Raw genomic sequence first — 26574 nt, 5'->3', positions numbered from 1 at the left:
CCCTAGGGAGCGGCTCCGGCGCGCGCCCGTGATTATCCGCCCACCACCGCGATCGCCTCGCTCTCCGTCAGGCACTCCGGCGCCACCAGCCCGGCCACCCGCACGGCGGAGGACGCCGGAAGGCGGTCGTCGGGTCTGTGCGCGGGGCGGGCGCGCGGATCGCCGGTACGTGGACCGTGTCCGTGACGAAGTACGTCAGTTTCACGACGTCCGCGAAGCCGGCCCCGCTGCGGCCGGACAGCGGCCGCGGGTTCTCGAACACCCGCCGTGCCCGGACCGCCGGCTCGCGGGGGCGGCCCCGGCGGGGGCGGGGATCCGGGTCGGTTCACTCGTGGCTCCATCGCGGACCACCCCGCCGACAACGCCCCCGGTGTCTCCGCCGGGGTGGCTAGCGGCGGAAGCCCAGGAGGCCGTGCAGGGTGGAGCCGCGGGAGGAGGTCGACGCCGCCTTCCCCGTGAGCGGCTTCGGGTCGGGTGACTTCTCGCAGACCGCGTCGGCCGTACCGGCGCCGCGCGGCACCCTGCCGTCGGCCAGGTACGCGGAGAGGTACGTGTCCAGGCAGGCGTTGCCGCTCAGCGCGATGCCGTGGTTGCCGCCGCCCTCCTCGACCACCAGGCCGGAGCCGGCCAGCAGCCGGTGGGCCGTGACGGCGCCCGGGTAGGGGGTGGCCGCGTCGTCGGTCGCCTGGAACAGCAGCGCCGGCGGCAGCTTGCCGTTGGCGATGTCCACCGGCTGCAGCGGGCCGGTCGGCCAGAACGCGCAGGGCGCGTTGTACCAGGTGTTGTTCCAGGCCATGAAGGGTGCCTTGGCGTACACCTTCCAGGCGTCCGAGTTCCACCGGTTCCAGGTGCGCCGCCAGGGGGTGTCACGGCACTGCACGGCCGTGTAGACGCTGTAGCCGTTGTCGCCCGCGGCGTCCACGGCGCCGAAGTTCTCGTACGCCTTCACGAGCGGCCGGGTGTCCTGGTGGCGGACGTAGGCGGAGAAGGCGTCGGCGAGGTAGGGCCAGTAGCCGTTGTAGTAGCCGCCCGGGATGAAGGTGTCCTCCAGCTCGGCGGCGCCGATCTTGCCGCCGGCCGGTTTCCTCGCCAGCGCGGCCCGCATCGCGTACCACGCGGCCTCGACCTGCGCGGGGTCCTTGCCGAGCCCGTACGTGGCGTCGTACCTGGCGATCCACGCCATCAGCGCGCGGTGGCGGTCGTCGAAGGCGTAGTCCTGGCCCAGGTTGTCCTCGTACCAGACACCGGTCGGGTCGACGATCGAGTCCAGCACCAGGCGGCGGACCCGCTCGGGGTACAGCTTGGCGTAGACCGCGCCGAGGTAGGTGCCGTAGGAGTACCCGAAGTAGTTGATCTTCTTCGCGCCGAGGGCCTGCCGGATGGCGTCCATGTCGCGGACCGTGCTGACGGTGTCGATGTACGGCAGCACATCGGCGTACTTGCGGCCGCAGGCGGCGGCGAACGACTGCGCCCGCCTCAGGTTCGCCCGCTCCAGCGCGGGCGTGGCCGGCACGGTGTCCGGGCGTCCCGGTGCGAAGTGGCCGGGCACGCAGTCCAGGGCGGGGGTGCTCTTGCCGACCCCGCGCGGGTCGAAGCCGATGACGTCGTACTGGGCCGCCACGTTCCTGGGCAGCGCCGAGGCGACGAATCCGGCGAGCGCCAGCCCGCTGCCCCCGGGGCCGCCGGGGTTGACCAGCAGCGGGCCCTGGGACGTCCGCGCGGTGTGCGGGACCCGGGACAGGGCGAGCGTGATCTGCCGGCCCGACGGGTGCGCGTGGTCCAGCGGCACCTTCAGGGACGCGCACTGGAGCGCCGGGTACTCGGTCGTGCCGCACTTCTTCCAGGCGGCTTTCGCCGCCGGGGCGGACGGCGCCGACGAGGCCGGGGCGGTCGCCTGCGCGGGGACGGCCGTGACCGAACCCGCCACCACGGCTACGGCTGCGCACAGCACGGCTGCGCGTGTTCTCATGGGCCCTCCCGGGACGGAGGCGGCGACGAACCGTGAGGATCACGGTTCTCGCCGCATCGTCCCGGCAACGGGGACCCGTGGAACGCCTTCCGGCGATACTTGACCCAATTGGGTCGCGCGATGCCCTCGAACGCGCTCAGATGAGGGTGAGTTGGGTCGGCTCGGACACGGCCTCGGGTTCCGGCCGCGCCGGGCGGATCCGGCGGGCCGTGCCCGCGCGCGTGGGCCCTATGCCGTACTCCTGCGCCAGCTCGTGCACCTGACGGGTGATCCGGCGCTGGTACCACTTGGGCGCGTAGGCGCCCTCCGCGTACAGCCGCTCGTAGCGGCGCACCAGGTGCGGGTGGTGCTGCCCGAGCCAGGCCATGAACCACTCCCGGGCGCCCGGCCGCAGATGCAGCACCAGAGGGGTGACGGAGGTGGCGCCGGCCGCCGCGACCGCCCGGACCGTGGCCCGCAGTTGGGCCGGGTCGTCGCTCAGGAACGGGATCACCGGCGCCATCAGCACCCCGCAGCCGATGCCGTGCTCGCCGAGGGTGCGTACGACGTCCAGCCGGCGCTCGGGTGCCGGGGTGCCGGGCTCCACCGTGCGCCACAGCTCGGTGTCGAGGAAGCCGACGGAGACCGAGATGCCGATGTCCGTCACCTCGGCCGCCCGGGTCAGCAGGTCCAGGTCGCGCAGGATCAGGGTGCCCTTGGTGAGGATGGAGAAGGGGTTCGCGTGGTCGGTGAGGGCGGAGATGATGCCCGGCATCAGCCGGTAGCGGCCCTCCGCGCGCTGGTAGCAGTCGACGTTCGTGCCCATCGCGACGTGGTCGCCCTGCCAGCGGCGGGAGCCCAGCTGGCGGCGGAGCACCTCGGGGGCGTTCACCTTGACCACGATCTGGGTGTCGAAGCCGATGCCGGTGTCGAGGTCCAGATAGCTGTGCGTCTTGCGCGCGAAGCAGTACACGCACGCGTGCGTGCAGCCCCGGTAGGGGTTGACCGTCCACTCGAACGGCATGCGCGAGGCGCCCGGCACCCGGTTCAGCACCGACCGCGCCCGCACCTCGTGGAAGGTGATCCCGCGGAACTCGGGGGTGTCGAACGTCCGGGTGGTGACGGCGTCCGCGCCGAACAGCGCGGCATCGGCCGCCCGCCCGTGCTCGACGGGCTCCCCGGACGCCGCGGACTCGACGGTGAGGTTCTCCCAGCGCATGACGCCTCCTCGCTAGCACTGCCCACACAATAGAACATCTGTTCCCATGATCGTGCGGGCCTCGATTTGGGCGGCCGGGCGCCGGAATGGTTGGCTTGCCCCAACCCCGAGCAACCAGGTCCTGGAGGAACGCAATGGCGCAGGTCGAGGCCACTACGGAGCGGGTCGTCGCGGCGGACGCGGAGAAGGTGTTCGACGCCCTCGCCGACTACAGCGGCACGCGGCAGAAGCTGCTGCCCGAGCACTTCAGCGAGTACGAGGTGCGTGAGGGCGGCGACGGCGAGGGCACCCTCGTCCACTGGAAGCTCCAGGCCACCAGCAAGCGGGTGCGCGACTGCCTGCTGGAGGTCAGCGAGCCCACCGACGGCGAGCTGGTCGAGAGGGACCGCAACTCCACCATGGTCACCACCTGGCGCGTCACCCCGGCCGGCGAGGGCAGGTCCCGAGTCGTCGTCACCACCACCTGGAAGGGCGCCGGCGGCATCGGCGGCTTCTTCGAGAAGACCTTCGCGCCCAAGGGTCTCGGCCGGATCTACGACGCCGTGCTCGCGCGCCTCGCCGCCGAGGTCGAGAAGTAGCTCCAAGCCCCCGCCGGTGAAGGGGTGTTGTGCCCCTTCACCGGTTCGAGTGGATCTGCGCCCCAGCTCTGGCCGTGCCGTAACTCGCCGCAGTTGTTCGCAGTTGTCGCCTTACGCGGGAATTGTGACAGGTGTGACGAGGGGAGCGGTACGTGGGCGGGACGACTCTGGTGAAGCACGAGCCGGCCGTGGCACCGGCTGCGGTGGAGGCGACCGAGGGGACCGCCGCCGCAGCGCCGCCGTCGCCCGTACCCGCCGCCGAACTCGGGCCGCGCCGCGTGCGGCTGGTGTTCTTCGGGCTGATGCTCGCCCTGCTCCTGGCGGCGCTGGACCAGATGATCGTCGCCACCGCGCTGCCGAAGGTCGTCGGCGAGCTGCACGGCCTGGACAAGATGTCCTGGGCGATCACCGCCTACCTGCTCACCTCCACCATCGGCCTGCCCCTGTACGGCAAGCTCGGCGACCTGGTCGGCCGCAAGGGCGTCTTCCAGTTCGCCATCGCCGTCTTCGTCGTCGGCTCCGCGCTCGCCGGGCGGGCGCAGACCATGGACCAGCTGATCGCCTTCCGCGCGGTCCAGGGCGTCGGCGCGGGCGGACTCATGATCGGTGTACAGGCGATCATCGCCGACATCGTGCCGCCCCGCGAACGCGGCCGCTACATGGGTCTGATCGGCGCCGCCTTCGGCCTCGCCTCCGTGGCGGGCCCGCTGCTCGGCGGCTACTTCACCGACCACCTCTCCTGGCGCTGGTGCTTCTACATCAACGTCCCCTTCGGCCTGGTCACCTTCGCCGTCGTCACCGTCGTCCTGAAACTCCCGAAACCCACGGTCCGCGGGCGGCTCGACGTGCTCGGCGCGCTGCTGCTCGCCACCGCCTCCACCTGCCTGGTCCTGCTCACCAGCTGGGGCGGCACCGAGTACGCGTGGGACTCCCGGCAGATCCTCGGCCTCGGGGCCGGCGCCCTCGCCGCCACCGTCCTCTTCCTCGTCGCCGAGCGCTTCGCCACCGAACCCCTCATCCCGCTGCGGCTGTTCCGCGACTCCGTCTTCAACATCAGCGGCCTGGTGGGCCTCGTGATCGGCGTCGCCCTGTTCGGCGCAGCCAGCTACCTGCCCACCTTCCTGCAGATGGTCGACGGGGCCAGCGCCACCGAGTCCGGACTGCTGATGCTGCCCATGATGGCCGGCATCGTCGGTGCCTCGATCATCGGCGGACAGCTCATCAGCCACACCGGCCGCTACAAGATCTTCCCGGTGCTAGGCGGTGCCGTCTCCGTGGTCGGCATGTGGCTGCTGTCCCGGCTTCAGGAGGACACGCCCCGGCTGCACTACAGCATCTGGATGGCCGTCCTCGGCGCCGGCATCGGCCTGGTGATGCCCGTGCTGGTCCTCGCCGTGCAGAACTCCGTACGCCCGGCCGACCTCGGCACCGCCACCAGCGCCAACAACTACTTCCGGCAGATCGGCGGCAGCGTCGGCGCCGCCGTCTTCGGCACCCTCTTCGCCGACCGGCTCGCCGACTCCCTGCGCGAGGAGCTGCCTCCGCGCGCCGGCGCCCGGCTGCCCGCTGCCGACTCCATCACCCCGCAGCTCGTCCACGCGCTGCCCCCGGCGCTGCGCGACGCCTACATCCGCGCCTACGCCGACGCGATGCCCCGGATCTTCCTCTATCTCGTGCCGGTGCTCGTCCTCGGCCTGCTCATCGCCTTCTTCCTCAAGGAGAAACCACTGGTGTCCCACAACGCCCCCGCCGCCGACCAGGAGACCGCACCGGCCGGTGCCTCCATTCCACAGGCCCGCCTCCAGCCCCCGGCCGAGGGGACCCCCCTCTCGCACCGCTCGCCGTACCCCGCCGGGATCCCCGTCTGCGGCACGGTGCAGCACTCCGACGGCACGGTGGTGCCCCGAGCGGCACTCACCCTCATCGACGTCGCCGGACAGCAGATCGGCCGGGGCGCGAGCGGCGAGGACGGACGGTACGCGCTCAGCACGCCCGGCTCCGGGTCGTACGTGCTCATCGCCGCCGCCGGCGGCCACCAGCCGCAGGCCGTCTCCGTCACCGTCGGCGAACGGCCCGTCGAACTCGACGTCGTCCTCGGCGGCGCCGGACGTCTCGCGGGCAGCGTCCTCACCGCCGACGGCAGCCCCGTGCGGGACGCCACCGTCACCCTCACCAACGTGCACGGCGAGGTCGTCGCCGCCACCCGCAGCGGCCGCGAGGGCGGCTACGTCATCACCGAGCTGGTCGCCGGCGAGTACACGCTCGCCGCCAGCGCCCCCGCCTTCCGGCCCGCCGCGCTGCCCGTCACCGTGCAGGCCTCCCGGGAGACCCGGCAGAACGTCGAACTCGCGGGCGGCGCCGTACTCAAGGGCACCGTCCGGGCGACCGGCGGCCGCCCCGTGGAGGACGCCCGCGTCACGCTCCTCGACGCCGCCGGCAACGTCGTCGACACCCTCACCACCGGACCCGACGGAACGTTCCGGTTCGTGGACCTCTCCTCCGGCGAGTACACCGTCATCGCCGCCGGTTACCCGCCGGTCGCCACCGTGCTGCAGGTCGCGGGCGGTGGCCGCACCGAACGGGACCTGCAACTGGGGCACGAGGACTGAGGAGCAGACCGGGAGGTGGCGCCCGCGCGGCGCCGGGCTGCGCGCCGGGGCGATGAGGTGAAATCAATTCCAGGATTGCCCCACATCGCCACCGGCCGCAGCCGTACCGTAGTGGCGGCGGCACAGATCGTTTGCGAACAGCCATGGGGAGAGAGGGCCTGGCCATGGACCGTGGCAGCGAGCGGGACACAGCTCCCGGGCGCGGTGCCGGCGACACCGCGGCGGGCCGGATTCCGCTGGCCGTGGTCGTCGTCGACCGCGCCGGCCTGGTGTCCCACTGGAGCAGTGGCGCGCGGCGGCTGTTCGGCGTGGGCCGGGAGAATGCCGTCGGGCGTCCCGCGGCGGACCTGCTGCCGGTCTCCGGCGCCCTCCCCGAGGACCTGAGCGGCGACCCGATGCCGGACGCCTACGAGGGGTACGACGGACTCGGCCCCGACCTGGAGTCCTCGCTCGGCGGTCACAGCGCCTACGCCACGGCCGGCCGCGCCCGCATCTTCCCGCACCGGCAGGAGCCGGACGGCGAGCGGCTCGACGTGCTCTGGTGGGCCTACCCGCTCATCGGCCCCGGCCCCTCCCGGCTGCTCGTGCTGGCCGCCGACGCCACCCTGCTGCGCGACGAGCGCGGCTACGACGACGAGACCGCCGAACGCATCTCGCCCGGCTTCGCCCGCCACACCGAACTGCCCGCCTCCGACGAACTGGAACGGCGCCTGCCCGAGATCCTGCCCAGCATGGGCCCGGGGCTCAGCGGCCGCATCGTCTCCCAGATCCTCGAACTGGGCTACCCCGTCCTGGAGTTCAGCCAGTTCGACCGGGTGCCCGTGACCCCGTACTGGGGTGTGCCGCGCCGCCCGGGACGCATGCGCACCGAGGCCGTCGTACCGCAGGAGCGGGCGCCGGCCGCCCTGGTCCCGGCCGGCGCCGAACAGGACCTCGAGTACGCCGCCGTACGCGAACGGCTCGAGTTCCTCAACGAGGTCAGCTCCCGCATCGGCTCCTCCCTCGACCTCGGCGAGACCATCCGCGAGGTCACCAGCGCCGCGGTCCCCCGGTTCGCCGACTTCGCCGGCACCCACCTGCGCGCCGCGGTGCTGGCAGGCGAGGGCTTCCCCGACGGCCCGCCGGACGCCAGCACCGTGATGTTCCGCGTGTGGGTCGAGCACAACGACGAACCGGGCCGCTGGGACGACACCGTGCCCGTCGGCGAGGCCTTCGCGTTCCCCGAACACACCCCGTTCTACCAGTGCATGGTCACCGGTGAACCGGTCCTCGTCCCGAGGGTCACCCAGGAGCTGTCCGAGCGCATCTCCGGCGAGTTCGAGAAGCGCGACCTCAGGCCGCTCATCGGCGGCCGTTCCCTGCTGATCGTCCCGCTCAAGGCGCGCAACGTCGTCCTCGGCTTCATGGTGCTGATGCGCCGCCCCGACCGCCCGGCGTTCGACGACATGGACCGCACCACCGGCGCCGAACTCGCCGCCCGCGCGGGCCTCGTGCTGGACAACGCCCGCATGTACACCTACCAGGAGAACGTCGCCGACACCCTCCAGGACAGCATGCTGCCGCAGGTGACCCCGCGGATGGCCGGGTGCGACATCGCCACCCGCTATCTGCCCGGCACCCGGCTCGGCCGGATCGGCGGCGACTGGTTCGACGCCATCAAACTGCCCGGCTCGCGCACCGCCCTGGTGGTCGGCGACGTCATGGGCCACGGCCTCAACTCGGCCGCGATGATGGGACAGCTGCGCACCGCGGTGCAGACCATGGCCGCCATGCAGACCCCGCCCGACCAGCTGCTGCGCAACCTCGACGACCTGGCCCGCAGGCTCGGCGACAACTACCTCGCCACCTGCCTGTACGCGGTCTACGACCCGATCCGCGGCGAGCTGACCCTCGTCAACGCCGGACACATCCCGCCGGTCCTGGTGCGCGCCGAGGACGGCAGCAGCGAGCTGCTCGACCTGCCCACCGGCGCCCCCATAGGCGTCGGCGGTGTCCCCTTCGAGGCCGTCCGCGTCAAGGTCGCGCCCGGCGACCGGCTGGTGCTGTGCACCGACGGTCTGGTCGAGGTGCGCGGCTCCGACATCGGCGAGGGCCTGGCCGCGCTCTGCGAATCGGCCGCGCACCCCGCGGCCTCGATGGACGACGCCTGCGACACCATCATCCGGGCCCTCAACACACGCGGCGGCCGCAAGGACGACGTCGCCCTCCTCATGGCCCGGCTCAACGGCATCCCCGACGAGCACGTCGCCGAATGGCGGCTCGACGCCGACCCGCGCGAGGTGGCCCGGGCCCGCCGCCTGGTCCGCGAACGGCTCCTGAAGTGGGGCCTGCCCCAGGCGGTGGAAACGGCTGAACTGCTGGTCAGCGAGGTCGTCACCAACGCCGTCCGGCACGCCGGGAGCGACCGGATCGGACTGCGCGTGGTCCGCACCGACGCCCTGCTGTTCGAGGTCACCGACGACGAACCCGCCCTGCCCGTCATGGTCAGCGCCGGCCCCTCCGACGAGTCGGGCCGCGGACTGCGCGTGGTCAGCCGGCTCGCCCGGGAGTGGGGCGCCGGCGCCGCCGGACACCGCAAGACCGTCTGGTTCGAGCAGGCCATCACCGGATAGCACCGAACAGGGGGCGTGCAACCTTCCTGTGCGCGTCCCGGCACGGCCGGGCGCCCGTACGTCTCGTGAAGGTGGCCGCCCGCCCCTTGCCGAACCCGGCGCCGTCGCGATATCCCGATCACGGAACCGACCGTGGGGAGATCGCATGAACGTCTCGGACAACTACCGCAGCGCCTGGGAGAGTTACTGGAGCGAGACCTCCGACGCCCCGGGTGAGGCGATCTGGGACTCCGACGCCTCCCTGACCGCCGAACCGCACAGCGAACTGCTCCTGCCGTACGCGGACCCGGCCCGCACCATCGTCGACCTCGGCTGCGGCAACGGCACCCAGACCCGCTACCTCGCGACCCGGTTCTCCCGCGCCGTCGGCGTCGACCTCTCGCACGCCGCCGTCGAGCACGCCCGCCGCGCCAAGAACGGCGACACCGTGGAGTTCCAGCAGCTCGACCTCACCGACACCCAGGCCGTACGCGCCCTGCACGACCGGCTCGGCGACAGCAACGTCTACATGCGGGCCGTCATCCACCAGAGCGAACCGGCCGCCCGCCCCGCCGTGGCCGCCGCCGTCGCCGAGATCCTCGGCACCGAGGGCCGGGCGTTCGTCGTCGAACTCACCTCCGGCTCCCGGGACGTGCTCAAGCGTGCCGCGTCCGAGCCGGGCGGCCCGGGGCCCAAGCTCCAGCGTGTCTTCCACCACGGGCTCAAGCCCGCCGACGCCGACGACGAGGAGATCCCGCGCCTGTTCGCCCAGGCGGGCCTGAAGATCCTCGCCGACGGCGAGACGGCCCTGCCGCAGACCGAGTACCTGACGGACGGCACCCGCATCGACCTGCCGGCGCGCTGGTTCGTCCTGGCCGGGAGGTGACCGGAGCCTGAGGCCGCGCACCGGCGCGCGGGGCGGGGCGGCGACCACAGCCACCCGCCCCGCCGGCGTCACCGGAAAACGCGCTGCTCGCCGTGATCCTGCTGGGGCGGCCCGCCCCGGCCGAGGAGGCCGTGCGCCAGGACATGCGCTGCGCCGGTCGCCACCGCTCACCGGCTGCCTGCCGTACCGCACGTCGCCGGGCGCGGGCACTTCGAGATCCGGGTCCGGCGGGAGAGCGGCCGGTAGCGGTCCGTTTCGCAAGGGGCGGGGTCGTAGCCTGTCCGCTCCTCGACGCGTAACGTGACGCAGCATGAAGATCCTCATCAGTGCCGACATGGAGGGGGCCACGGGCGTGACCTGGCCGGCCGACGTGCTGCCGGGAACGCCGCAGTGGGAGCGGTGCCGGTCGATGTTCACCTCCGACGTGAACGCCGCCGTGGAGGGCTTTTTCGACGGCGGCGCCGACCAGGTGCTCGTCAACGAGGCCCACTGGACCATGCGCAATCTGCTGCTGGAGCGGCTCGACGATCGGGCCGAGATGCTCACCGGGCGGCACAAGGCGCTGTCCATGGTGGAGGGCGTGCAGCACGGCGACGTCGACGGCATCGCGTTCATCGGCTACCACGCGGGCGCCGGCATGGAGGGCGTCCTCGCCCACACCTACCTCGCCAACCAGATCACCGGGGTCTGGGTGAACGACGTCCGCGCCAGCGAGGGTCTGCTCAACGCGCACGTCGTCGCCGAGTACGGCGTTCCCGTCGTGCTCGTCACCGGTGACGACCTGGCCTGCGAGGACGCGCTCGGGTACGCCCCGGAGGCACTGAAGGTCGCCGTCAAGGACCATGTGTCGCGGTACGCGGCCGTCTGCCGCACCCCGGCCCGCACCGCGGCCGACATCCGCGCCGCCGCCAAGGAGGCCGCACAGCTGGCCGTCCGACACGAGCCCGTGCAGGCGGGGCCGTTCACGGTCGCCGTGGAGTTCGATGCCGAGCATCTGGCGATGGCCGCGACCGTCGTCCCCGGGGTCGCGCGGATCGGGGAGCGCAAGGTGGCCTACACCAGCGCCGGCATGTACGAGGGGATCAGAACGTTCAAGGCGGTCACCACGATCGTCTCTGCCGCCGTGGAGGAGCAGTATGGCTGACCAGCAGGCCCTGGACGAGGTCGTGGAGTTCACCTCCGGCCTGATCCGGATCGACACCACCAACCGGGGCGGCGGGGACTGCCGGGAGCGGCCCGCCGCCGAGTACGCGGCCGAGCGGCTGGCCGGGGCGGGCCTCGACCCGCTGCTGCTGGAGCGGACACCGGGCCGGACCAACGTCGTCGCCCGGATCGAGGGCACCGACCCGTCCGCCGACGCGCTGCTGGTGCACGGCCATCTCGACGTGGTGCCCGCCGAGGCCGACGACTGGAGCGTGCACCCGTTCTCCGGCGAGGTCCGGGACGGAGTCGTGTGGGGGCGGGGCGCCGTCGACATGAAGAACATGGACGCGATGATCCTGGCGGTCGTCCGGTCCTGGGCCCGGCAGGGCGTACGGCCCCGCCGGGACCTCGTCATCGCGTTCACCGCCGACGAGGAGGCCAGCGCCGAGGACGGCTCCGGCTTCCTCGCCGACCGGCACCCGGAGCTGTTCGAGGGCTGCACCGAGGGCATCAGCGAGTCCGGCGCCTTCACCTTCCACGACGGCGCCGGCCGGCAGATCTACCCGATCGCCGCGGGGGAGCGGGGCACCGGCTGGCTGAAGCTCACCGCGCGCGGCCGGGCCGGGCACGGCTCCAAGGTGAACAAGGAGAACGCGGTGACCCGCCTCGCCGCGGCCGTCACCCGCATCGGCGAGCACGAGTGGCCGCTCCGGCTCACCCCGACCGTGCGGGCCGCGCTCACCGAACTCGCCGCCCTGTACGGCATCGACGCCGACCTCAGCGACGTCGACCGGCTGCTGGAGAAGCTCGGCCCGGCCGCCAAGCTGGTCGAGGCGACCGTCCGCAACAGTACGAACCCGACCATGCTGGACGCCGGCTACAAGCTGAACGTGATCCCCGGGGAGGCGGTCGCCTTCATCGACGGACGCTATCTGGCAGGGGCCGAGGAAGAGTTCCGCGCCACCCTCGACCAGCTGACCGGCCCGGACGTGACCTGGGAGTTCGAGCACCGAGAGGTGGCCCTGCAGGCGCCGGTCGACTCGCCGACGTACGCGAGGATGCGGGCCGCCGTCGAGGAGTTCGCGCCCGACGGGCACGTGGTGCCGTACTGCATGTCCGGCGGCACGGACGCCAAGCAGTTCTCCCGGCTAGGCATCACGGGGTACGGTTTTGCCCCGCTGAAGCTGCCCGAGGGACTCGACTACCAGGCGCTGTTCCACGGCGTGGACGAGCGCGTGCCGGTGGAGGCCCTGCACTTCGGCGTGCGGGTGCTCGACCGCTTCCTGCGGACGGCCTAGACGATGGGGGACGAGGTGCTGAAGTCGGCATACGGTTCCTGGCCGTCGCCCATCGACGCGGCGCTGGCCGCCGCGCACGACGGGCGACCGGAGTGGGTGGGATTCGTCGGGGACGAGGTGTGGTGGACCGAGCCACGGCCCGCCGAGGGCGGGCGGCGGGCGCTGGTGCGCCGGACGGCCGCCGGCACCGAGGAGTCGGTGCTGCCGGAGCCGTGGAACGTACGCAACCGGGTCATCGAGTACGGCGGCCGGCCCTGGACCGGGGTGGTGCGGGACGGCGGGCCCCTGGTGGTGTTCACGCACTTCGCCGACCAGCGGCTGTACCGGTACGAGCCCGGTGGCGAGCCGCGCCCGCTGACCCCGCTCTCGCCGGTGGGCGGCGGACTGCGCTGGGCGGAGCCGCAGGTGGACCTCGCCCGCGGTGAGGTGTGGTGCGTGCTGGAGGAGTTCACCGGGGACGGGCCGGACGACGTGCGGCGCGTCCTGGCCGCCGTACCGCTGGACGGCTCGGCCGCCGAGGACCGTGCCGCCGTGCGCGAACTCACCGGCGGCCGGCACCGGTTCGTCACCGGCGCCCGGCTCTCGCCCGACGGCCGCCGGGCCGCCTGGCTCGCCTGGGACCATCCGCGGATGCCGTGGGACGGTACCGAGCTGCTCGTCGGCGAGGTCGGTGCCGACGGCACACTGCACACGGTCCACACGGTGGCGGGCGGACCGGACGAGGCCGTCGCACAGGCCGAATGGTCCGCGGACGGCCGGCTCGTGTACGCGAGCGACCGCAGCGGCTGGTGGAACCTGTACCGGGACGGCACCCCGCTGTGCCCGCGTGAGGAGGAGTTCGCCGGCCCGCTGTGGAAGCTGGGCCTGACCTGGTTCGCGCCGCTGGACAACGGGCTCATCGCGGTCGTCCACGGCCGGGGGGCGACCGCGCTCGGGATACTGGACCCGGAGTCCGGCGAGGTCGTCGACGCCGTCGGGCCCTGGACCGAGTTCGCGTCCACGCTCGCGGTGCACGGCGAACGGGTCGTCGCGGTCGGCGCCGGCCCGCGCACCGCCTGCGAGGTGGTCGAGCTGGACACCCGCGGCGGACGCGCCCGGGCGATCGGCGCCCGGCACCACGACCCCGTCGATCCCTCCTACTACCCCGAACCGCAGATACGGGTCTTCACCGGCCCCGACGGCCGCGAGGTGCACGCCCACGTCTACCCGCCGCACCACCCCGGGCGGACCGCGGCCGACGGCGAACTGCCGCCGTACGTCATCTGGGCGCACGGTGGCCCCACCAGCCGGGTGCCGCTCGTGCTGGACCTGGAGATCGCCTACTTCACCTCCCGGGGCATCGGCGTCGTGGAGGTCAACTACGGCGGCTCCACCGGATACGGCCGCGCCTACCGGGAGCGGCTGCGCGAGCAGTGGGGCGTGGTCGATGTCGAGGACTGCGCGGCCGTCGCCCGTGCCCTCGCCGACGAGGGCACCGCGGACCCCGCCCGGCTCGCGATCCGGGGCGGCAGCGCGGGCGGCTGGACCACCGCCGCCTCGCTGACCACGACCGACCTCTACGCCTGCGGCACGATCATCTACCCGGTCCTGGACCTGGCCACCTGGGGCCCGGGGGAGACCCACGACTTCGAGTCCCGCTACCTGGAGTCGCTGATCGGGCCCCGTGACGAGGTGCCGGCCCGGTACGCCGAGCGGTCGCCGACCGCCCACGCCGACCGGCTCACCGTGCCCTTCCTGCTGCTCCAGGGTCTGGACGACGTCATCTGCCCGCCCGCCCAGTGCGAACGCTTCCTCGCCCGGATCGAGGGCCGGGGTGTGCCGCACGCCTACCTCACCTTCGCGGGGGAGGGGCACGGGTTCCGGCGGGCCGAGACGATGATCCGCGCCCTGGAGGCGGAGCTGTCCCTGTACGCCCAGGTGTTCGGACTGAGCCCGACGCCGGAGATCCCGAAGGTGGAGTTGGGCACGTGAAGGAACTGGTGCGCCCGGCCCGGCTGGCCCCCGGGGCGCGGGTGGCGGTCGTCGCCCCCAGCGGGCCGGTGCCCGAGGAACGGCTGCAGGCGGGGCTCGACGTGCTGCGCGGCTGGGACCTCGACCCGGTGGCCGGGCCCCATGTCCTGGACCGGCACGGCGAGTTCGGCTATCTGGCCGGTACGGACGCCGACCGTGCCGCCGACCTGCAGAACGCCTGGTGCGACCCTGCCGTGGACGCGGTGCTGTGCGCCCGTGGCGGGTACGGGGTGCAGCGCATGGTCGACCTGCTCGACTGGGAGGCGATGCGGGCGGCCGGGCCGAAGGTGTTCGTCGGCTTCAGCGACATCACCGTCCTGCACGAGGCCTTCGCCACCCGCCTGGGGCTCGCCACGCTCCACGGGCCGATGGCGGCCGGCATCGACTTCGTCAAGAACGCGCGGGCCCAGGAGCACCTGCGGGCCACGCTGTTCGCCCCCGAAACGGTCCGCACCATCGCCTCCGGCGGTACACCGCTGGTGACCGGCCGGGCCCGGGGCGTCACCCTCGGCGGCTGTCTGAGCCTGCTCGCAGCGGAACGCGGCACCCCGCACGCCCGTGCCTCGGCGAGCGGCGGACTGCTGTGCCTGGAGGACGTGGGCGAGGAGACGTACCGGCTCGACCGCTATTTCACCCAGCTGCTGCGCGCGGGCTGGTTCGACGGCGTGCGCGGTGTGCTGCTCGGCTCCTGGGAGAGCTGCGGCGACTACGCCGAGGTGCGCCCCCTGCTGGCCGACCGGCTCGGCGCGCTCGGCGTTCCGGTGGTGGAGGACTTCGGGTTCGGCCACTGCGCGGGCGCGCTCACGATCCCCTTCGGGGTCGCGGCCGAACTCGACGCCGGCACCGCCACGCTGACCCTCGACCAGCCGGCGCTGCGCTGACGCCGTAGGCTGACCGGATGCCGCACACCCCCGCTCCCTACCTCGCCGAAGGCCCCCGCGTGGCCATCCGTCACTTCACCGCCGGGGACGGCCCCGAGTTCACCGCGCGGGCCCGGGAGAGCAAGGACCTGCACCGGCCGTGGCTGTTCCCGCCGGACACCGAAGAGGCCTACGCCGCCTACGCGGGCCGGCTGATCGAGGACCCGGCCAAGGCCGGCTTCCTGGTGTGCGAGAAGGACAGCGGGGACATCGCCGGGTTCATCAACATCAACAACATCGTCCGGGGCGGCTTCCAGTGCGGCGCCCTCGGTTACGGAGCCTTCGCGCACGCCGCCGGACGCGGGCTGATGCGCGAGGGCCTGGACCTGGTGATCGGCTACGCGTTCGGACCGCTGGGGCTGCACCGGCTGGAGATCAACGCACAGCCCGGGAACACCGCCTCCATCGCCCTCGCCCGGGGCGCCGGATTCCGGTTGGAGGGCTTCTCACCGAACATGATCCACGTCGACGGAGCCTGGCGCGACCACGAACGCTGGGCGCTCACCACCGAGATGAGGCCCGGCGGCTGAGCGCCTTTGCGTAATCCTGACCGGCAGCTCCCCTGGCCGAGTCCCGCGACGGCGGGTTCCATGGTCGTCGTGACGAGGATCCGACGTGAGGTACTGACGCTGCCCGCCGCGCCGTTGGGGCCCGACAACCCCCTGCCCCCACTGCGCCCGCTCGACGAGGTCCACCGCATCGACGACCGGGACCGGGGTGAACTGCCGAGGGACATGGCCCGGCAACTCGGCTGGGAGCCGCTGCACAGCCTGCTGCCGGTACGGATCCGTGACGGCTACGGCAGGACCCGCGAACCCCGCTCCCTCGACGCGCTGGTGATCGAGAACGACCGGCTGCGCGCCACCGTCCTGCCCGGCCTCGGCGGCCGGATCGCCTCCCTGCTCCACCTGCCCACCGGACGCGAACTCCTCTACCGCAACCCGGTGTTCCAGCCCGCGAACTTCGCCCTCAACGGCGCCTGGTACTCCGGTGGCATCGAATGGAACATCGGCGCCACCGGCCACACCACCCTCTCCTGCGCCCCGCTGCACGCCGCCCGCGTCCCCGCCCCGGACGGCGGCGAGATGCTGCGTCTGTGGGAGTGGGAGCGGCTGCGCGACCTGCCCTTCCAGGTCGACCTGTGGCTGCCGGAGGGCTCCGACTTCCTCTACGTCGGCGTCCGGATCCGCAACCCGCACGAACGGCCCGTGCCCACCTACTGGTGGTCCAACACCGCCGTACCCGAGGACCGCCGGATCCTCGCCCCTGCCGAGGAGGCCTGGCTCTTCGGCTACGAACGCCGGCTGCGCCGGGTGCCCGTCCCGTCGTACGACGGCACCGACCGCAGCTACCCGCTGGGCAGCCCCTGCGCCGCCGACTACTTCTACGAGGTCCCCGACGGCCGCCGGCGCTGGGTCGCCGCGCTGGACGCGGACGGGCACGGGCTGGCGCAGACCTCCACCGACGTGCTGCGCGGCCGCAAGCTCTTCGTGTGGGGCAGCGGGCCCGGCGGCCGCCGCTGGCAGGAGTGGCTGACCGAGCCCGGCACCGGCGGCTACTGCGAGATCCAGGCCGGGCTCGCCCGCACCCAGCTCGAGCACGTCCGGCTGGAACCGGAGAGCGAAGTGTCCTGGCTGGAGGCGTACGGCCCGCTCGACGCGCCGCCCGACGGCGCATGGGCCCAGGCCGTCCGGGGCGCCGAGGAGCGGCTGGAGTCGGCACTGCCCCGGGCCCGCGTCGAGGAGGCGTACACCGCCTGGCGACCGAGCGCCGACACCGAACCCGGCGAGACCCTGGCCGTCGGCTCCGGCTGGGGAGCGCTGGAGGTCCTGCGCGCCGACTGGAAGCTGCCGGGTACGCCGTTTCCCGAGTCCACCCTCGGCGAGGAGCAGGCGCCGTGGCGGGAGCTGCTGCGCACCGGCTCCCTGCCCGAGCCGCGCCGGGTACGGCCGCCCGGTGAGACCCTGGTCGCCCCGCACTGGCGGGACATGCTGGAGACCGCGCCGGCCACCCCGCACACCGAGTACCACCTCGGTGTCGCCCAGTGGCACGCCGGTGACCGCGCGCAGGCGGTCCGCAGCTGGGAACGCGCCCTCCCGCTCGCGCCCTCCCAGTGGCCGCTGCTGCGCTGCCTGGCCGTCGCCGACCAGGAGGCCGGCCACCACGAGCGGGCCGCCGAACGGTACGCGGACGCCTTCGACGACCTGTGCCGCGAACGCAGGGACGACGGCGCCACCTGGACGGCCGCCGTGGCGGCGCTCGGCCGGGAGAGCCTCCAAGCGCTGCTCCGCGTCGGGCGCACGGCGCAGGCACGGGCCGTGTGGGACCGGCTGCTGCCCGCCGTCCGGCAGCGCGGAAGGTTCCGGTTGCTGCAGGCCGAGCTGCTGCTCGCCGAGGGCCATGCCGCGCGGGCGAGGGCCGTCTTCGACGAGGGCTTCGAGGTCGCCGACCTCAGAGAGGGCGCGGACGTGATCGGCCGGCTGTGGGCCCGCCTCGGCGACGGGCCCCTGCCGGCCCGCTACGACTTCCGGATGCGACCGGACGCGGTCTGAGCACTCCCGGCGCTTCCGCCTCGGCCGCGCTGGTCCACGTACTCGAACACCGACCCGTCCGGATGCATCGCGAGCAGATTGCGGCCCACCGGTGTCGGCACCGGCCCCGCGACGATCCGGGCGCCCAGCTCGGTCAGCAGCCGGTGGGCCTCGTCCACGTCCTTCACGGCGATCGTCGCCGTCACCTTGCGCAGGATCTCCAGTTCCGGCTCCGGGCCGCTCATCAGCAGGAAGGAGCCGATCGCGGCGACCCGGACCCCGCCGCGGTCGAAGCGCAGCGCTCTGCCGCCCGCCAGACGTTCGTAGAAGGGGATCGCGGCTTCGAGGTCGTCGACGCAGATGCGCAGCGAGGCGCCCAGAATCTCCATACGGCCGAGCCTAGTTGGGACGCACCCGGTGGCGCAGCGGCCCCGGCGTTACCCGCTGTGTCCGGCGGGTACCCGCACGGTATGGACCGTTTGGATCACCTGGAACATCTGGACAAGCACCTCGTCGAAGAGCTGGCACAGGTGGCACGCGAGACGGTACGCGACGAACTGCGTGAGCAGAGCCGCAAGCAGCGCCGCACCGCGATGCTCTACGCCGCCTCCGGTGCCGCCGCCCTCTACGCGGGCGGCGCGGTGGCGCTCGCCGTGGGCCTCGCCCTGGCCATCGGCCTGCCCGGCTGGGCGGCCGCACTGATCACGGCGGCGATCCTCGGCACGGTGGCCTATGTGCTGCGCGGCGCCGCCCACCCCAGGCACAGCCGTCCGTCGCCTCCGGCGCACGTCGTCGGCGGCACCGCGCCGGGCGCCCCGCCGAGCGGACTCGGCATGCCGTATCCGCCGATGCCCTCCGGAGCCCCGCCCCGCCCGGACATCGACCCGGACGTCCCCCACCACAGGGCCTGACGACCGGGAGACGTCCGCACCACCCCTGCCCCGGCCACGCAGCGGCGCGGCCGGGGCGATCGCGCGTACGCGGCGCCCGGGTTCCTTCCGGCCGACGCCGGCGGCAACCGACCCGGGGGGCGCGGGGACCGCTCGACCAGCCGCACAGCGCCCGCACCCGACGACGCGTCGGAAGCCGCCGGCCCCTCATCCGGCGAGCTGCGGCAGCACCTTCGTGCGGTAGAAGTCGAAGAACCCGCGCTGATCCGCCCCGATCTGATTCACGTACACCCGGTCGAACCCCGCGTCGGCGAACGCCCGCAGCGCCGAGACATGCTCGTCCACGTCGTCCCCGCACACCGACTTCTCCCGCACCATGTCCTCCGTGACCAGCTCGTGCAGCTGCTCGAAATGGCGTGGCGAGGGCAGCACCTGGCCCATCTCGCCGGGCAGCAGCTCGTTGTACCAGAGCTTGTGCACCGTACGGACGCACTCGTCGCGGTCGGTGCCGTAACAGACCTTCGTGCCGCCGCTGACCAGCTTGGCTCCGCCGCCGCCCTTGCGGAAGCGGGTGACCATCTCCTCCTCCGGCATCATCGTGATGTAGCCGTCGCCCACGCGGGCGGCGAGCGCCGTGGCCTTGGGGCCGAAGCCGGAGATGTCGATCGGCACCGGCTCGTCCGGCACGGTGTAGAGGCGGGCGTTCTCCACGGTGTAGTGCGTGCCGTGGTGGTTGACCTCCTCGCCGGTGAACAGCCGGCGCATCACCTGGATCGCCTCCTCCAGCATCTCCAGGCGCACGTGCAGCGGCGGCCACCGGTCGCCCAGGATGTGCTCGTTCAGCGCCTCGCCGGTGCCGACGCCGAGCCGGAAGCGGCCCCCGGTCATCACCGCGCTCGTCGCCGCGGCCTGCGCCACCACCGCCGGGTGCATCCGCACGGTCGGGCAGGTCACCGCCGTCTCGATGGGCAGGGACACCGCCTCCGACAGCGCGCCGATCACCGACCACACGAAGGCGCTCTGGCCCTGCGCGTCGTTCCACGGGTGGTAGTGATCGGAGATCCACAGCGCCTGGAATCCGGCCTGCTCGGCCATCCGGGCCTGTTCGATCAGGGAGGCGGGATCGTGCTCCTCGCTCGCCAGGAAATAGCCGTACTCGGGCATGGCAGGCACCTCCGCGCGGGGCCGCTGGGTCCGTGTGATCCGGTCGCGGGCCGGGTTACCGGGGGGCGACCGGGCGAAACGCCGCTCCGGGCGGTGCGTCGAGCCCGCGGCGTTCGGGTGCTGGGCCCGGCGTACGGGTGACCCGCCCGGCGTTTGGGTGCCCCGGCCCCGGTTACGCGGAAAGCCTCGGACGAACACCGCCGGAGGCGCACCGTGAGCCGACCCCACGTCGTGATCGTCGGCGCCGGTTTCGCCGGGTACCGGGCTGCCCGCACCCTGGCCCGCCTCACCCGGAACCAGGCCGACGTCACCTTGCTGAACCCGACCGACTACTTCCTGTACCTGCCCCTGCTGCCCCAGGTGGCCGCCGGTGTCCTCGAGGCCCGCAGGGTCACCGTGTCGCTGCCCGGCACCCTGCGCGGGGTCCGGCTGGTGCTCGGCGAGGCCGATCGGGTCGACCTCGACGGCCGCACCGTCCACTACACCGACCCCGAGGGCGGCCCGGGCACCCTCCGCTACGACCGGCTGGTGCTGGCCGTGGGCAGCGTCAACAAGCTGCTGCCCATTCCCGGCGTCGCCGAGCACGCGCACGGGTTCCGCGGGCTGCCCGAGGCGCTGTACCTGCGCGACCACGTGACCCGGCAGGTGGAGCTCGCCGCGGCGGACGACGACCCGGGGACGAGGGCCGCCCGGTGCACCTTCGTCGTCGTCGGCGCCGGTTACACCGGCACCGAGGTGGCCTCTCACCTGCAGATGTTCACCGACCGGCTGGTCCGCCGGAGCCCGCTGCCGGGCGGCCTGCGCCCCCGCTGGATCCTGCTGGACGTGGCGCCGCGTGTGCTGCCGGAGATGGACGAGCGGCTGTCCCGCACGGCCGACCGGGTGCTGCGGGCCCGCGGCGTGGATGTGCGGATGGGGACCTCGGTGAAGGAGGCCACCCACGACGGGGTGCTGCTCACCGACGGGGAGTTCGTCACCTCCCGGACCCTGGTGTGGTGCGTGGGCGTACGGCCCGATCCGCTGGTGGAGGGAGTCGGGCAGCCGCTGGAGCGGGGGCGGCTGATCGTCGACCCGTTCCTGCGGCTGCCGGGCCGCTCGCAGGTGTTCGCCTGCGGGGACGCGGCCGCCGTACCCGACCTGCGGCGTCCCGGGGAGTTCACCGCGATGACGGCCCAGCACGCCTGGCGGCAGGGCCGGGTGGCCGGGGAGAACGTGGCCGCCTCGCTCGGCCTCGGCCGGCGCCGGCGCCCGTACCGCCACCGCGATCTCGGTTTCGCCGTCGACCTGGGCGGGGTACGGGCCGCCGCCAACCCGCTCGGCATCCCACTGTCCGGTCCGGCGGCCGGGGTGGTCACCCGTGGCTACCACCTGGCCGCGCTGCCCGGCAACCGGGTGCGGGTCGCCGCCGACTGGCTGCTGGACGCCGTCCTGCCGCGCCAGGGCGTCCAGTTGGGTCTCGTACGGGCGTGGTCGGTACCCCTGGACACGGCCTCCCCGGAGCTGGCGCGGGTACCGGGCGGCCCCGGCCGGGTGGGGGAGGGAGCGGGCACGGGCGCGGCCCCCGGGGCGCCCCCGGCGTCCGATGCCGGTCCCGACGGGAAGGAGGCGAACCCATGACGAAGCAGCCGAACCAGAAGCACCCGAATCAGAGGCAACCGGACCAGAGGCAACCGAACCGGCGGGACGCGGGCGCCGCGAGCGACCAGCCCGGCCGGGAACCCGCGCGGAACCAGCCGGGCGGCGAACCGGCGAAGAACCAGCCGGGCGGCGAGCCCGCGAAGAACCAGCCGGGCGGCGAGCCCGCGAAGAGGCAGCCGGGCGAAGAGTCCGCCCGGGGCAGGCCGGAACGCCCCGCCCCCGGGCATCCCGCGCCCGGCCCCGTCAGGCGCAGCGACCCTCCTGATCCCGCGGACCGCCGCCCTTCACCCCACTCTGCGCAAGGAGACCTAGGAGACTCATGAACACCGCCGAACTCGCCGACCTGGGACAGCAGCTGCGCGTGGACAGCGTACGGGCGGCCGCCGCCGCGGAGTCCGGGCATCCCACGTCCTCGATGTCCGCGGCCGATCTGATGGCCGTCCTGCTGGCGAACCATCTGCGCTACGACTTCGAACGCCCCGAACACCCCGCCAACGACCGCTTCGTGCTGTCCAAGGGACACGCCTCGCCGCTGCTGTACGCCGCCTACAAGGCGGCCGGCGCCATCGAGGACGGCGAGCTGCTCACGTTCCGCAAGCTCGGCAGCCGGCTCGAGGGACACCCGACGCCCCGGCGCCTGCCCTGGGTGGAGACGGCCACCGGCTCCCTCGGCCAGGGCCTGCCGGTCGGGGTCGGCATCGCCCTCGCCGGAAAGCGGCTGGACCGCACCGGGTACCGGGTGTGGGTGCTGTGCGGCGACAGCGAGCTGGCGGAGGGCTCGGTGTGGGAGGCCGCCGAACACGCCGGGTACGAGAACCTGGACAACCTGATCGTGATCGTCGACGTCAACCGGCTCGGGCAGCGCGGCCCCACCCGGCACGGCCACGACCTCGACGCCTACGCCCGCCGCTTCCAGGCCTTCGGCTGGCACACCGTCGAGATCGACGGGCACGACGTCGACAAGATCGACCGGGCGTACGGGGAGGCGCTCTCCACCAGCGGGCAGCCCACCGTGATCCTCGCCCGCACCCTGAAGGGCAAGGGTGTCGCCGCCGTCGAGGACCGCGAGGGACTGCACGGCAAGCCGCTGCCCGAGGCCGAGGAGGCCGTCGCCGAGCTCGGCGGACCGCGCCGGCTGCACGTCCGCGTCAGCGAGCCCCCGGCCGCCGCCGCGCTGCGCTCGGTCACCACCGAGGCCCTCCGGCTCCCGCGCTACGACCAGGGGGACGAGGCCGCCACCCGGGACGCCTTCGGCAAGGCCCTCGCCGCGCTCGGCAGCGCCCGCGGTGACGTCGTCGCCCTGGACGGCGAGGTCGGCGACTCCACCCGGACCGAGGAGTTCGCCAAGGCCCACCCCGACCGGTTCTTCGAGTGCTACATCGCCGAGCAGCAGCTCGTCGCCGCGGCCGTCGGCATGGCCGCGCGCGGGTGGGTGCCGTACGCCTCCACGTTCGCCGCGTTCTTCAGCCGCGCCTACGACTTCGTGCGCATGGCGTCCATCAGCGGCTCCGGACTCAACCTGGTCGGCTCGCACGCCGGGGTCGCCATCGGACAGGACGGGCCCTCGCAGATGGGCCTGGAGGACCTGGCGATGTTCCGGTCCGTGTACGGCTCGACCGTGCTCTACCCGTGCGACGCCAACCAGACCGCCAAGCTGGTCGCGGCCATGGCAGGCCTCGACGGCATCCGCTACCTGCGCACGTCCCGCGGGAAGACTCCGGTGATCTACGGCCCCGACGAGGAGTTCCCGGTGGGCGGCAGCAAGACGCTGCGCTCCTGCGAGGACGACCGGCTGACCGTCGTGGCCGCCGGGGTGACCGTGCCCGAGGCGCTGGCGGCCGCCGACCGGCTCGCCGAGGACGGCATCCGGGTACGGGTCGTCGATCTGTACTCCGTCAAGCCCGTCGACGTCGAGACCCTGCACCGGGCCGCCGAGGAGACCGGCTGCCTGCTCACCGTCGAGGACCACCACGCGGAGGGCGGCCTCGGGGACGCCGTCGCGGAGGCCTTCGGCGACGGCCGGCCCGTGCCCCGCCTGGTGCGGCTCGCGGTGCGCACCATGCCGGGGTCGGCGGCGCCCGACGAGCAGCTGCACGCGGCCGGCATCGACGCGGTGGGCATCGCGACGGCAGCCAAGCTGCTGGTGGAGGAGGCGGTCGTGCGATGAGCCGGGGCGACGCGCGGGCGATACGGGCGGGCCGCCGCACGGTGGAGATCCAGCGGCCCGGCAAGGTGCTCTTCCCGGGCGGCGCCGGCGCCAAGGAGTACACCAAGGGCGATCTCGCCGACTACTACCGGTCCGTCGCGCCGTACCTGCTGCCGCACCTGCGGGGCCGTCCGCTGATGCTGGAGAGGTATCCGGACGGCCTCGACGGGCCGCGGTTCATGCAGAAGAACACCCCGGAGCACTATCCGGACTGGATCACCCGCGTGGAGGTCGCCAAGGAGGGCGGCACGGTCACGCACGTCGTGTGCGACGACACCGCCACCCTCCTCTACCTCGCCGACCAGGCCTGCCTCACCCTGCACCGCTGGATGTCGCGCACCGACCGCGCCGGCGGCCCCGGCCACCCCGACCGGCTCGTCTTCGACCTCGATCCTTCCCCCGTGCCGGAGGGGCCCGGGGGGACGCCCGGGGACGAGTTCACCCAAGTCCGCGAGGCCGCCGGATGGTTGCGGGAGCTGCTGGACGAACTGAGCCTGCCCGCCGCCCCCATGACCACCGGTTCGCGCGGACTGCACCTCGTCGTCCCGCTCGACGGCCGCCACGACTTCGACGAGGTACGCCGATTCGCCCACGCGGTGGCCGAGTCGGCGGCGTCCCGGCACCCGGACCGGCTCACCACCGCCGCCCGCAAGAACGAGCGGGCCGGCCGCCTCTACCTCGACGTGCAGCGCAACGGCTACGCACAGACCGCCGTGGCCCCCTACACCGTCCGCGCCCGCCCCGGCGCACCCGTCGCCGTGCCCCTCACCTGGGAGCAGCTGGACGACCCGGGGGTGGATGCGCGCCGCTGGACCATCGCCGACGCCGTGGACCAGGCGCGCACGGACCCCTGGGCCGGCCTGTCGGGTCGCGGCCGGTCCCTGGAGCCCGCCCGGCGTCGTCTCGCGGCACTGGATGGCTGACACACGTACCCCTTCCGACCAGGAAGGACGGCAGATCTGTGGGACGCGTCCGCTCGTGAAGGTTTGGCCAAGCATGTGAGGGCCACACGCAGGGAGAGGTGGCCATGTCGAACACAGAGAACACATCCCAGTCCCAGAGTTCACGTGAGTCACGACATTCCCATGACTCACGGGAAACACAGAAGAACACAGACAAGCACGCGGCGGACGACCACCGTCCGAGCCCCATGGAGGTGCTGCGCCAGGCCCGCGCCCAGCTCGCCGAACTCACCGGTCTCACACCGGATTCGGTGTCCTCGTTCGAGCAGACGGAGGACGGCTGGTCGCTGGAGGTCGAGGTCCTCGAACTGGCGAGGGTGCCCGACACGATGAGCCTGATGGCCAGCTACCAGGTCGAACTCGACCCGGACGGAGAACTCACCGGCTACCGGCGCGTCCGCCGCTACGAACGCGGCAGGGCCGACCCGCGCGGCGGTGGCCGTTAGGCCACCGCCCGGGCCCCACCCGCGCACACCGACTACGCACGAGGAGGAATCGCCGGCATGACTGTAGTTCCGGCACAGCAGACCGGAGGCGGAGGCGGCAGCAGCGGCCTCTACGACGTACTTGAGCTGGTCCTGGACAGGGGACTCGTGATCGATGCGTTCGTGCGTGTCTCCCTGGTCGGCATCGAGATCCTGAAGATCGACGTCCGGGTCGTGGTGGCCAGCGTCGACACCTACCTGCGGTTCGCCGAAGCCTGTAACCGCCTCGACCTGGAGGCCGGACCCCGCAAGAGCCCGGGGCTGCCCGAGATCGTCGGAGAGGTCACCGAGTCCGGTGCCCGCGGCAAGTCCAAGGGCGCGCTGTCCGGTGCCGCGGAGACCATATCCGACGCCTTCAAGCAGGCCCGCGGCGAAACCGAGGCCGAGTCCAGGCAGCGTCCCCGCAAGACCGCGGCCCGCCGGAAGGAGGAGCAGGAGTGAGCAGCTACGTCTACGGGATCACCGCACGGTCGCACCCCGCGCTGCCCGAGGGCATGACCGGCGTGGGCGAGCCGCCCCGCCCGGTGCGGATCCTCACGGCCGGTGAACTGGCCGCCGTGGTCAGTGACGCCCCCGAGGACCTGCGGCCCAAGCGCAGGGACCTGCTCGCGCACCAGAACGTGCTCGCCGAGGCCGGCGCGGCCGGCTGCATCCTGCCCATGCGCTTCGGCAGCGTCGCCCCCGACGACGACTCCGTCACCCAGGTGCTCACCGAGCGTGCGGAGCACTACAAGGAGCGGCTGCGGGAGCTGGACGGCAAGGTCGAGTACAACATCAAGGCCACCCACGTCGAGGACGCCGTCCTCCACCTCGTGATGGCCGAGAACGCGGAGGTGCGCACCCTCGCCGAGGCCAACCGCCGCTCCGGCGGTGGCAGCTACGACGACAAGATCCGCCTCGGCGAGATGGTCGCCGCAGCCGTCAAGGCCAAGGAGGCCGAGGACGCGAACGAGGTGCAGGGCCTGCTGGCACCGGCCGCCGCCGCGGTCAGCGTGGGTCCCGAGTCCACCGGCTGGCTGGTGAACGTGTCGTTCCTGGTCCCGCGGGACACGGCCGAGCGCTTCCTGGCCGCCGTCGAGCAGGTCCGCAAGAGCCACGCGCACCTGGACCTGCGGGTCAACGGGCCGCTGCCACCGTACAGCTTCGTCGAGCCCGGCCCCGCCGCTCCCGCGAGCAGCACGGCCGGTGCGGACGCCGGCGCGCAATAGCGCCCCCGGCCCGAACGGAAGGAGAACACCGTGGGACTGATCGGCGAAGTGCTGATGCTGCCGTTCGCCCCAGTGCGCGGTAGCGCGTGGGCCATCAGACAGGTGCTCCGCGAGGCGGAACGGATCTACTACGACCCCGCCACCGTACGGGCCGAACTCGCCCGCCTCGAAGAGCAGCTGGAGGCGGGCGAGATCACTGAGGAGGAGTTCGACCGCCGCGAGGACGAACTGCTCGACCGGCTGGAGACCACTCTGCGCTCCGGCGACACCACAGGCAACGGGACGTGA

The 26574-nt window shown here is 73.2% G+C and carries 22 protein-coding genes; 18 read left to right on the top strand and 4 right to left on the bottom strand.

What is annotated here, in order from left to right:
- Nucleotides 1-388 precede the first annotated feature (388 nt).
- Nucleotides 389-1969, bottom strand: a complete 1581-nt coding sequence (locus ACGFRF_RS05505; RefSeq protein ID WP_393737295.1) for an alpha/beta hydrolase — start codon at nucleotides 1967-1969, stop codon at nucleotides 389-391.
- Nucleotides 1970-2105: 136 nt separating this feature from the next.
- Nucleotides 2106-3167 carry an Rv2578c family radical SAM protein gene (locus ACGFRF_RS05500; RefSeq protein WP_393737294.1) on the bottom strand — a complete coding sequence of 354 codons (1062 nt, stop codon included), beginning with the start codon at nucleotides 3165-3167 and terminating at the stop codon, nucleotides 2106-2108.
- Nucleotides 3168-3301: 134 nt separating this feature from the next.
- Here ACGFRF_RS05500 and ACGFRF_RS05495 point away from each other — a divergent pair, with 134 nt between their 5' ends.
- The 10 genes from ACGFRF_RS05495 to ACGFRF_RS05450 all read left to right on the top strand — a co-directional run bounded on the left by ACGFRF_RS05495 (nucleotide 3302) and on the right by ACGFRF_RS05450 (nucleotide 17754).
- On the top strand, nucleotides 3302-3745 hold the full coding sequence (locus ACGFRF_RS05495) for an SRPBCC family protein (RefSeq protein ID WP_393737293.1): 444 nt from the start codon (nucleotides 3302-3304) through the stop codon (nucleotides 3743-3745).
- A gap of 152 nt (nucleotides 3746-3897) precedes the next feature.
- Complete coding sequence (locus tag ACGFRF_RS05490) at nucleotides 3898-6354, top strand: MFS transporter (RefSeq protein WP_393737292.1); 2457 nt, start codon at nucleotides 3898-3900, stop codon at nucleotides 6352-6354.
- A gap of 164 nt (nucleotides 6355-6518) precedes the next feature.
- Entirely contained in the window at nucleotides 6519-8966 is a 2448-nt protein-coding gene (locus ACGFRF_RS05485; RefSeq protein WP_393737291.1) for a SpoIIE family protein phosphatase, read from the top strand.
- Between the two features lie 145 nt (nucleotides 8967-9111).
- Nucleotides 9112-9831 (top strand): class I SAM-dependent methyltransferase, encoded by a 720-nt coding sequence (locus ACGFRF_RS05480; protein ID WP_393737290.1) that lies wholly within the window; start codon nucleotides 9112-9114, stop codon nucleotides 9829-9831.
- 310 nt (nucleotides 9832-10141) lie between these two features.
- Entirely contained in the window at nucleotides 10142-10975 is an 834-nt protein-coding gene (locus tag ACGFRF_RS05475) for a M55 family metallopeptidase (RefSeq protein ID WP_393737289.1), read from the top strand.
- The gene (locus tag ACGFRF_RS05470; protein WP_393737288.1) at nucleotides 10968-12272 is read left to right on the top strand and encodes a M20/M25/M40 family metallo-hydrolase; all 1305 of its coding nucleotides are present in this window, start codon (nucleotides 10968-10970) and stop codon (nucleotides 12270-12272) included. Before ACGFRF_RS05475 ends, ACGFRF_RS05470 begins: the two co-directional genes overlap by 8 nt.
- A gap of 3 nt (nucleotides 12273-12275) precedes the next feature.
- On the top strand, nucleotides 12276-14243 hold the full coding sequence (locus tag ACGFRF_RS05465; RefSeq protein WP_393737287.1) for a prolyl oligopeptidase family serine peptidase: 1968 nt from the start codon (nucleotides 12276-12278) through the stop codon (nucleotides 14241-14243).
- The gene (locus tag ACGFRF_RS05460; RefSeq protein ID WP_393737286.1) at nucleotides 14240-15163 is read left to right on the top strand and encodes an LD-carboxypeptidase; all 924 of its coding nucleotides are present in this window, start codon (nucleotides 14240-14242) and stop codon (nucleotides 15161-15163) included. Before ACGFRF_RS05465 ends, ACGFRF_RS05460 begins: the two co-directional genes overlap by 4 nt.
- A gap of 17 nt (nucleotides 15164-15180) precedes the next feature.
- Nucleotides 15181-15732 carry a GNAT family N-acetyltransferase gene (locus tag ACGFRF_RS05455; protein ID WP_393737285.1) on the top strand — a complete coding sequence of 184 codons (552 nt, stop codon included), beginning with the start codon at nucleotides 15181-15183 and terminating at the stop codon, nucleotides 15730-15732.
- Between the two features lie 60 nt (nucleotides 15733-15792).
- Nucleotides 15793-17754, top strand: a complete 1962-nt coding sequence (locus ACGFRF_RS05450; RefSeq protein WP_393737284.1) for a DUF5107 domain-containing protein — start codon at nucleotides 15793-15795, stop codon at nucleotides 17752-17754.
- On the opposite strand, the gene ACGFRF_RS05445 is transcribed toward ACGFRF_RS05450, so the two are convergent.
- Nucleotides 17721-18122 carry a VOC family protein gene (locus tag ACGFRF_RS05445; protein WP_393737283.1) on the bottom strand — a complete coding sequence of 134 codons (402 nt, stop codon included), beginning with the start codon at nucleotides 18120-18122 and terminating at the stop codon, nucleotides 17721-17723. The genes ACGFRF_RS05450 and ACGFRF_RS05445 overlap by 34 nt on opposite strands.
- An 81-nt stretch (nucleotides 18123-18203) precedes the next feature.
- Here ACGFRF_RS05445 and ACGFRF_RS05440 point away from each other — a divergent pair, with 81 nt between their 5' ends.
- Nucleotides 18204-18644: a phage holin family protein gene (locus ACGFRF_RS05440; protein ID WP_393737282.1), complete on the top strand. Its 441-nt coding sequence runs from the start codon at nucleotides 18204-18206 to the stop codon at nucleotides 18642-18644.
- Between the two features lie 186 nt (nucleotides 18645-18830).
- Here the strand turns inward: ACGFRF_RS05440 and ACGFRF_RS05435 are convergent, their stop codons facing one another.
- On the bottom strand, nucleotides 18831-19787 hold the full coding sequence (locus ACGFRF_RS05435; RefSeq protein ID WP_393737281.1) for an LLM class F420-dependent oxidoreductase: 957 nt from the start codon (nucleotides 19785-19787) through the stop codon (nucleotides 18831-18833).
- Between the two features lie 213 nt (nucleotides 19788-20000).
- On the opposite strand from ACGFRF_RS05435, the gene ACGFRF_RS05430 reads away from it, so the two are divergent.
- From ACGFRF_RS05430 to ACGFRF_RS05400, 7 genes are all read left to right on the top strand, one after another.
- Nucleotides 20001-21404, top strand: coding sequence for an NAD(P)/FAD-dependent oxidoreductase (locus ACGFRF_RS05430; RefSeq protein ID WP_393737280.1), 1404 nt, complete (start codon nucleotides 20001-20003; stop codon nucleotides 21402-21404).
- A 340-nt stretch (nucleotides 21405-21744) separates the two neighbouring features.
- A complete protein-coding gene (locus tag ACGFRF_RS05425; protein WP_393737279.1) occupies nucleotides 21745-23592 on the top strand; it encodes a transketolase in 1848 nt (615 codons plus the stop codon).
- Entirely contained in the window at nucleotides 23589-24554 is a 966-nt protein-coding gene (ligD, locus tag ACGFRF_RS05420; protein WP_393737278.1) for a non-homologous end-joining DNA ligase, read from the top strand. The genes ACGFRF_RS05425 and ligD overlap by 4 nt, the downstream gene beginning before the upstream one ends.
- 104 nt (nucleotides 24555-24658) lie before the next feature.
- Nucleotides 24659-25039 (top strand): gas vesicle protein, encoded by a 381-nt coding sequence (locus ACGFRF_RS05415; RefSeq protein ID WP_393737277.1) that lies wholly within the window; start codon nucleotides 24659-24661, stop codon nucleotides 25037-25039.
- 57 nt (nucleotides 25040-25096) lie between these two features.
- The gene (locus ACGFRF_RS05410) at nucleotides 25097-25519 is read left to right on the top strand and encodes a gas vesicle structural protein GvpA (protein WP_393737276.1); all 423 of its coding nucleotides are present in this window, start codon (nucleotides 25097-25099) and stop codon (nucleotides 25517-25519) included.
- Nucleotides 25516-26286: a GvpL/GvpF family gas vesicle protein gene (locus ACGFRF_RS05405; protein WP_393737275.1), complete on the top strand. Its 771-nt coding sequence runs from the start codon at nucleotides 25516-25518 to the stop codon at nucleotides 26284-26286. The genes ACGFRF_RS05410 and ACGFRF_RS05405 overlap by 4 nt, the downstream gene beginning before the upstream one ends.
- Nucleotides 26287-26316: 30 nt before the next feature.
- Entirely contained in the window at nucleotides 26317-26574 is a 258-nt protein-coding gene (locus ACGFRF_RS05400) for a gas vesicle protein GvpG (RefSeq protein WP_393737274.1), read from the top strand.

Origin of the sequence: Streptomyces sp. NPDC048521, assembly GCF_043199855.1 — a bacterium.
Taxonomy (GTDB): Bacteria; Actinomycetota; Actinomycetes; order Streptomycetales; family Streptomycetaceae; genus Streptomyces.
The sequence above is the reverse complement of the archived record's forward strand: the minus strand, read 5'-3'. Positions and strand labels throughout refer to the sequence as shown.

What these genes read in the sequence shown, in the direction of transcription:
- ACGFRF_RS05505 (WP_393737295.1), bottom strand. Translation starts at nt 1,969, where the DNA reads ATGAGAACACGCGCAGCCGTGCTGTGCGCAGCCGTAGCCGTGGTGGCG.
- ACGFRF_RS05500 (WP_393737294.1), bottom strand. Translation starts at nt 3,167, where the DNA reads ATGCGCTGGGAGAACCTCACCGTCGAGTCCGCGGCGTCCGGGGAGCCC.
- ACGFRF_RS05495 (WP_393737293.1), top strand. Translation starts at nt 3,302, where the DNA reads ATGGCGCAGGTCGAGGCCACTACGGAGCGGGTCGTCGCGGCGGACGCG.
- ACGFRF_RS05485 (WP_393737291.1), top strand. Translation starts at nt 6,519, where the DNA reads ATGGACCGTGGCAGCGAGCGGGACACAGCTCCCGGGCGCGGTGCCGGC.
- ACGFRF_RS05480 (WP_393737290.1), top strand. Translation starts at nt 9,112, where the DNA reads ATGAACGTCTCGGACAACTACCGCAGCGCCTGGGAGAGTTACTGGAGC.
- ACGFRF_RS05475 (WP_393737289.1), top strand. Translation starts at nt 10,142, where the DNA reads ATGAAGATCCTCATCAGTGCCGACATGGAGGGGGCCACGGGCGTGACC.
- ACGFRF_RS05470 (WP_393737288.1), top strand. Translation starts at nt 10,968, where the DNA reads ATGGCTGACCAGCAGGCCCTGGACGAGGTCGTGGAGTTCACCTCCGGC.
- ACGFRF_RS05465 (WP_393737287.1), top strand. Translation starts at nt 12,276, where the DNA reads ATGGGGGACGAGGTGCTGAAGTCGGCATACGGTTCCTGGCCGTCGCCC.
- ACGFRF_RS05455 (WP_393737285.1), top strand. Translation starts at nt 15,181, where the DNA reads ATGCCGCACACCCCCGCTCCCTACCTCGCCGAAGGCCCCCGCGTGGCC.
- ACGFRF_RS05450 (WP_393737284.1), top strand. Translation starts at nt 15,793, where the DNA reads ATGGTCGTCGTGACGAGGATCCGACGTGAGGTACTGACGCTGCCCGCC.
- ACGFRF_RS05445 (WP_393737283.1), bottom strand. Translation starts at nt 18,122, where the DNA reads ATGGAGATTCTGGGCGCCTCGCTGCGCATCTGCGTCGACGACCTCGAA.
- ACGFRF_RS05440 (WP_393737282.1), top strand. Translation starts at nt 18,204, where the DNA reads ATGGACCGTTTGGATCACCTGGAACATCTGGACAAGCACCTCGTCGAA.
- ACGFRF_RS05435 (WP_393737281.1), bottom strand. Translation starts at nt 19,787, where the DNA reads ATGCCCGAGTACGGCTATTTCCTGGCGAGCGAGGAGCACGATCCCGCC.
- ACGFRF_RS05425 (WP_393737279.1), top strand. Translation starts at nt 21,745, where the DNA reads ATGAACACCGCCGAACTCGCCGACCTGGGACAGCAGCTGCGCGTGGAC.
- ligD (WP_393737278.1), top strand. Translation starts at nt 23,589, where the DNA reads ATGAGCCGGGGCGACGCGCGGGCGATACGGGCGGGCCGCCGCACGGTG.
- ACGFRF_RS05415 (WP_393737277.1), top strand. Translation starts at nt 24,659, where the DNA reads ATGTCGAACACAGAGAACACATCCCAGTCCCAGAGTTCACGTGAGTCA.
- ACGFRF_RS05410 (WP_393737276.1), top strand. Translation starts at nt 25,097, where the DNA reads ATGACTGTAGTTCCGGCACAGCAGACCGGAGGCGGAGGCGGCAGCAGC.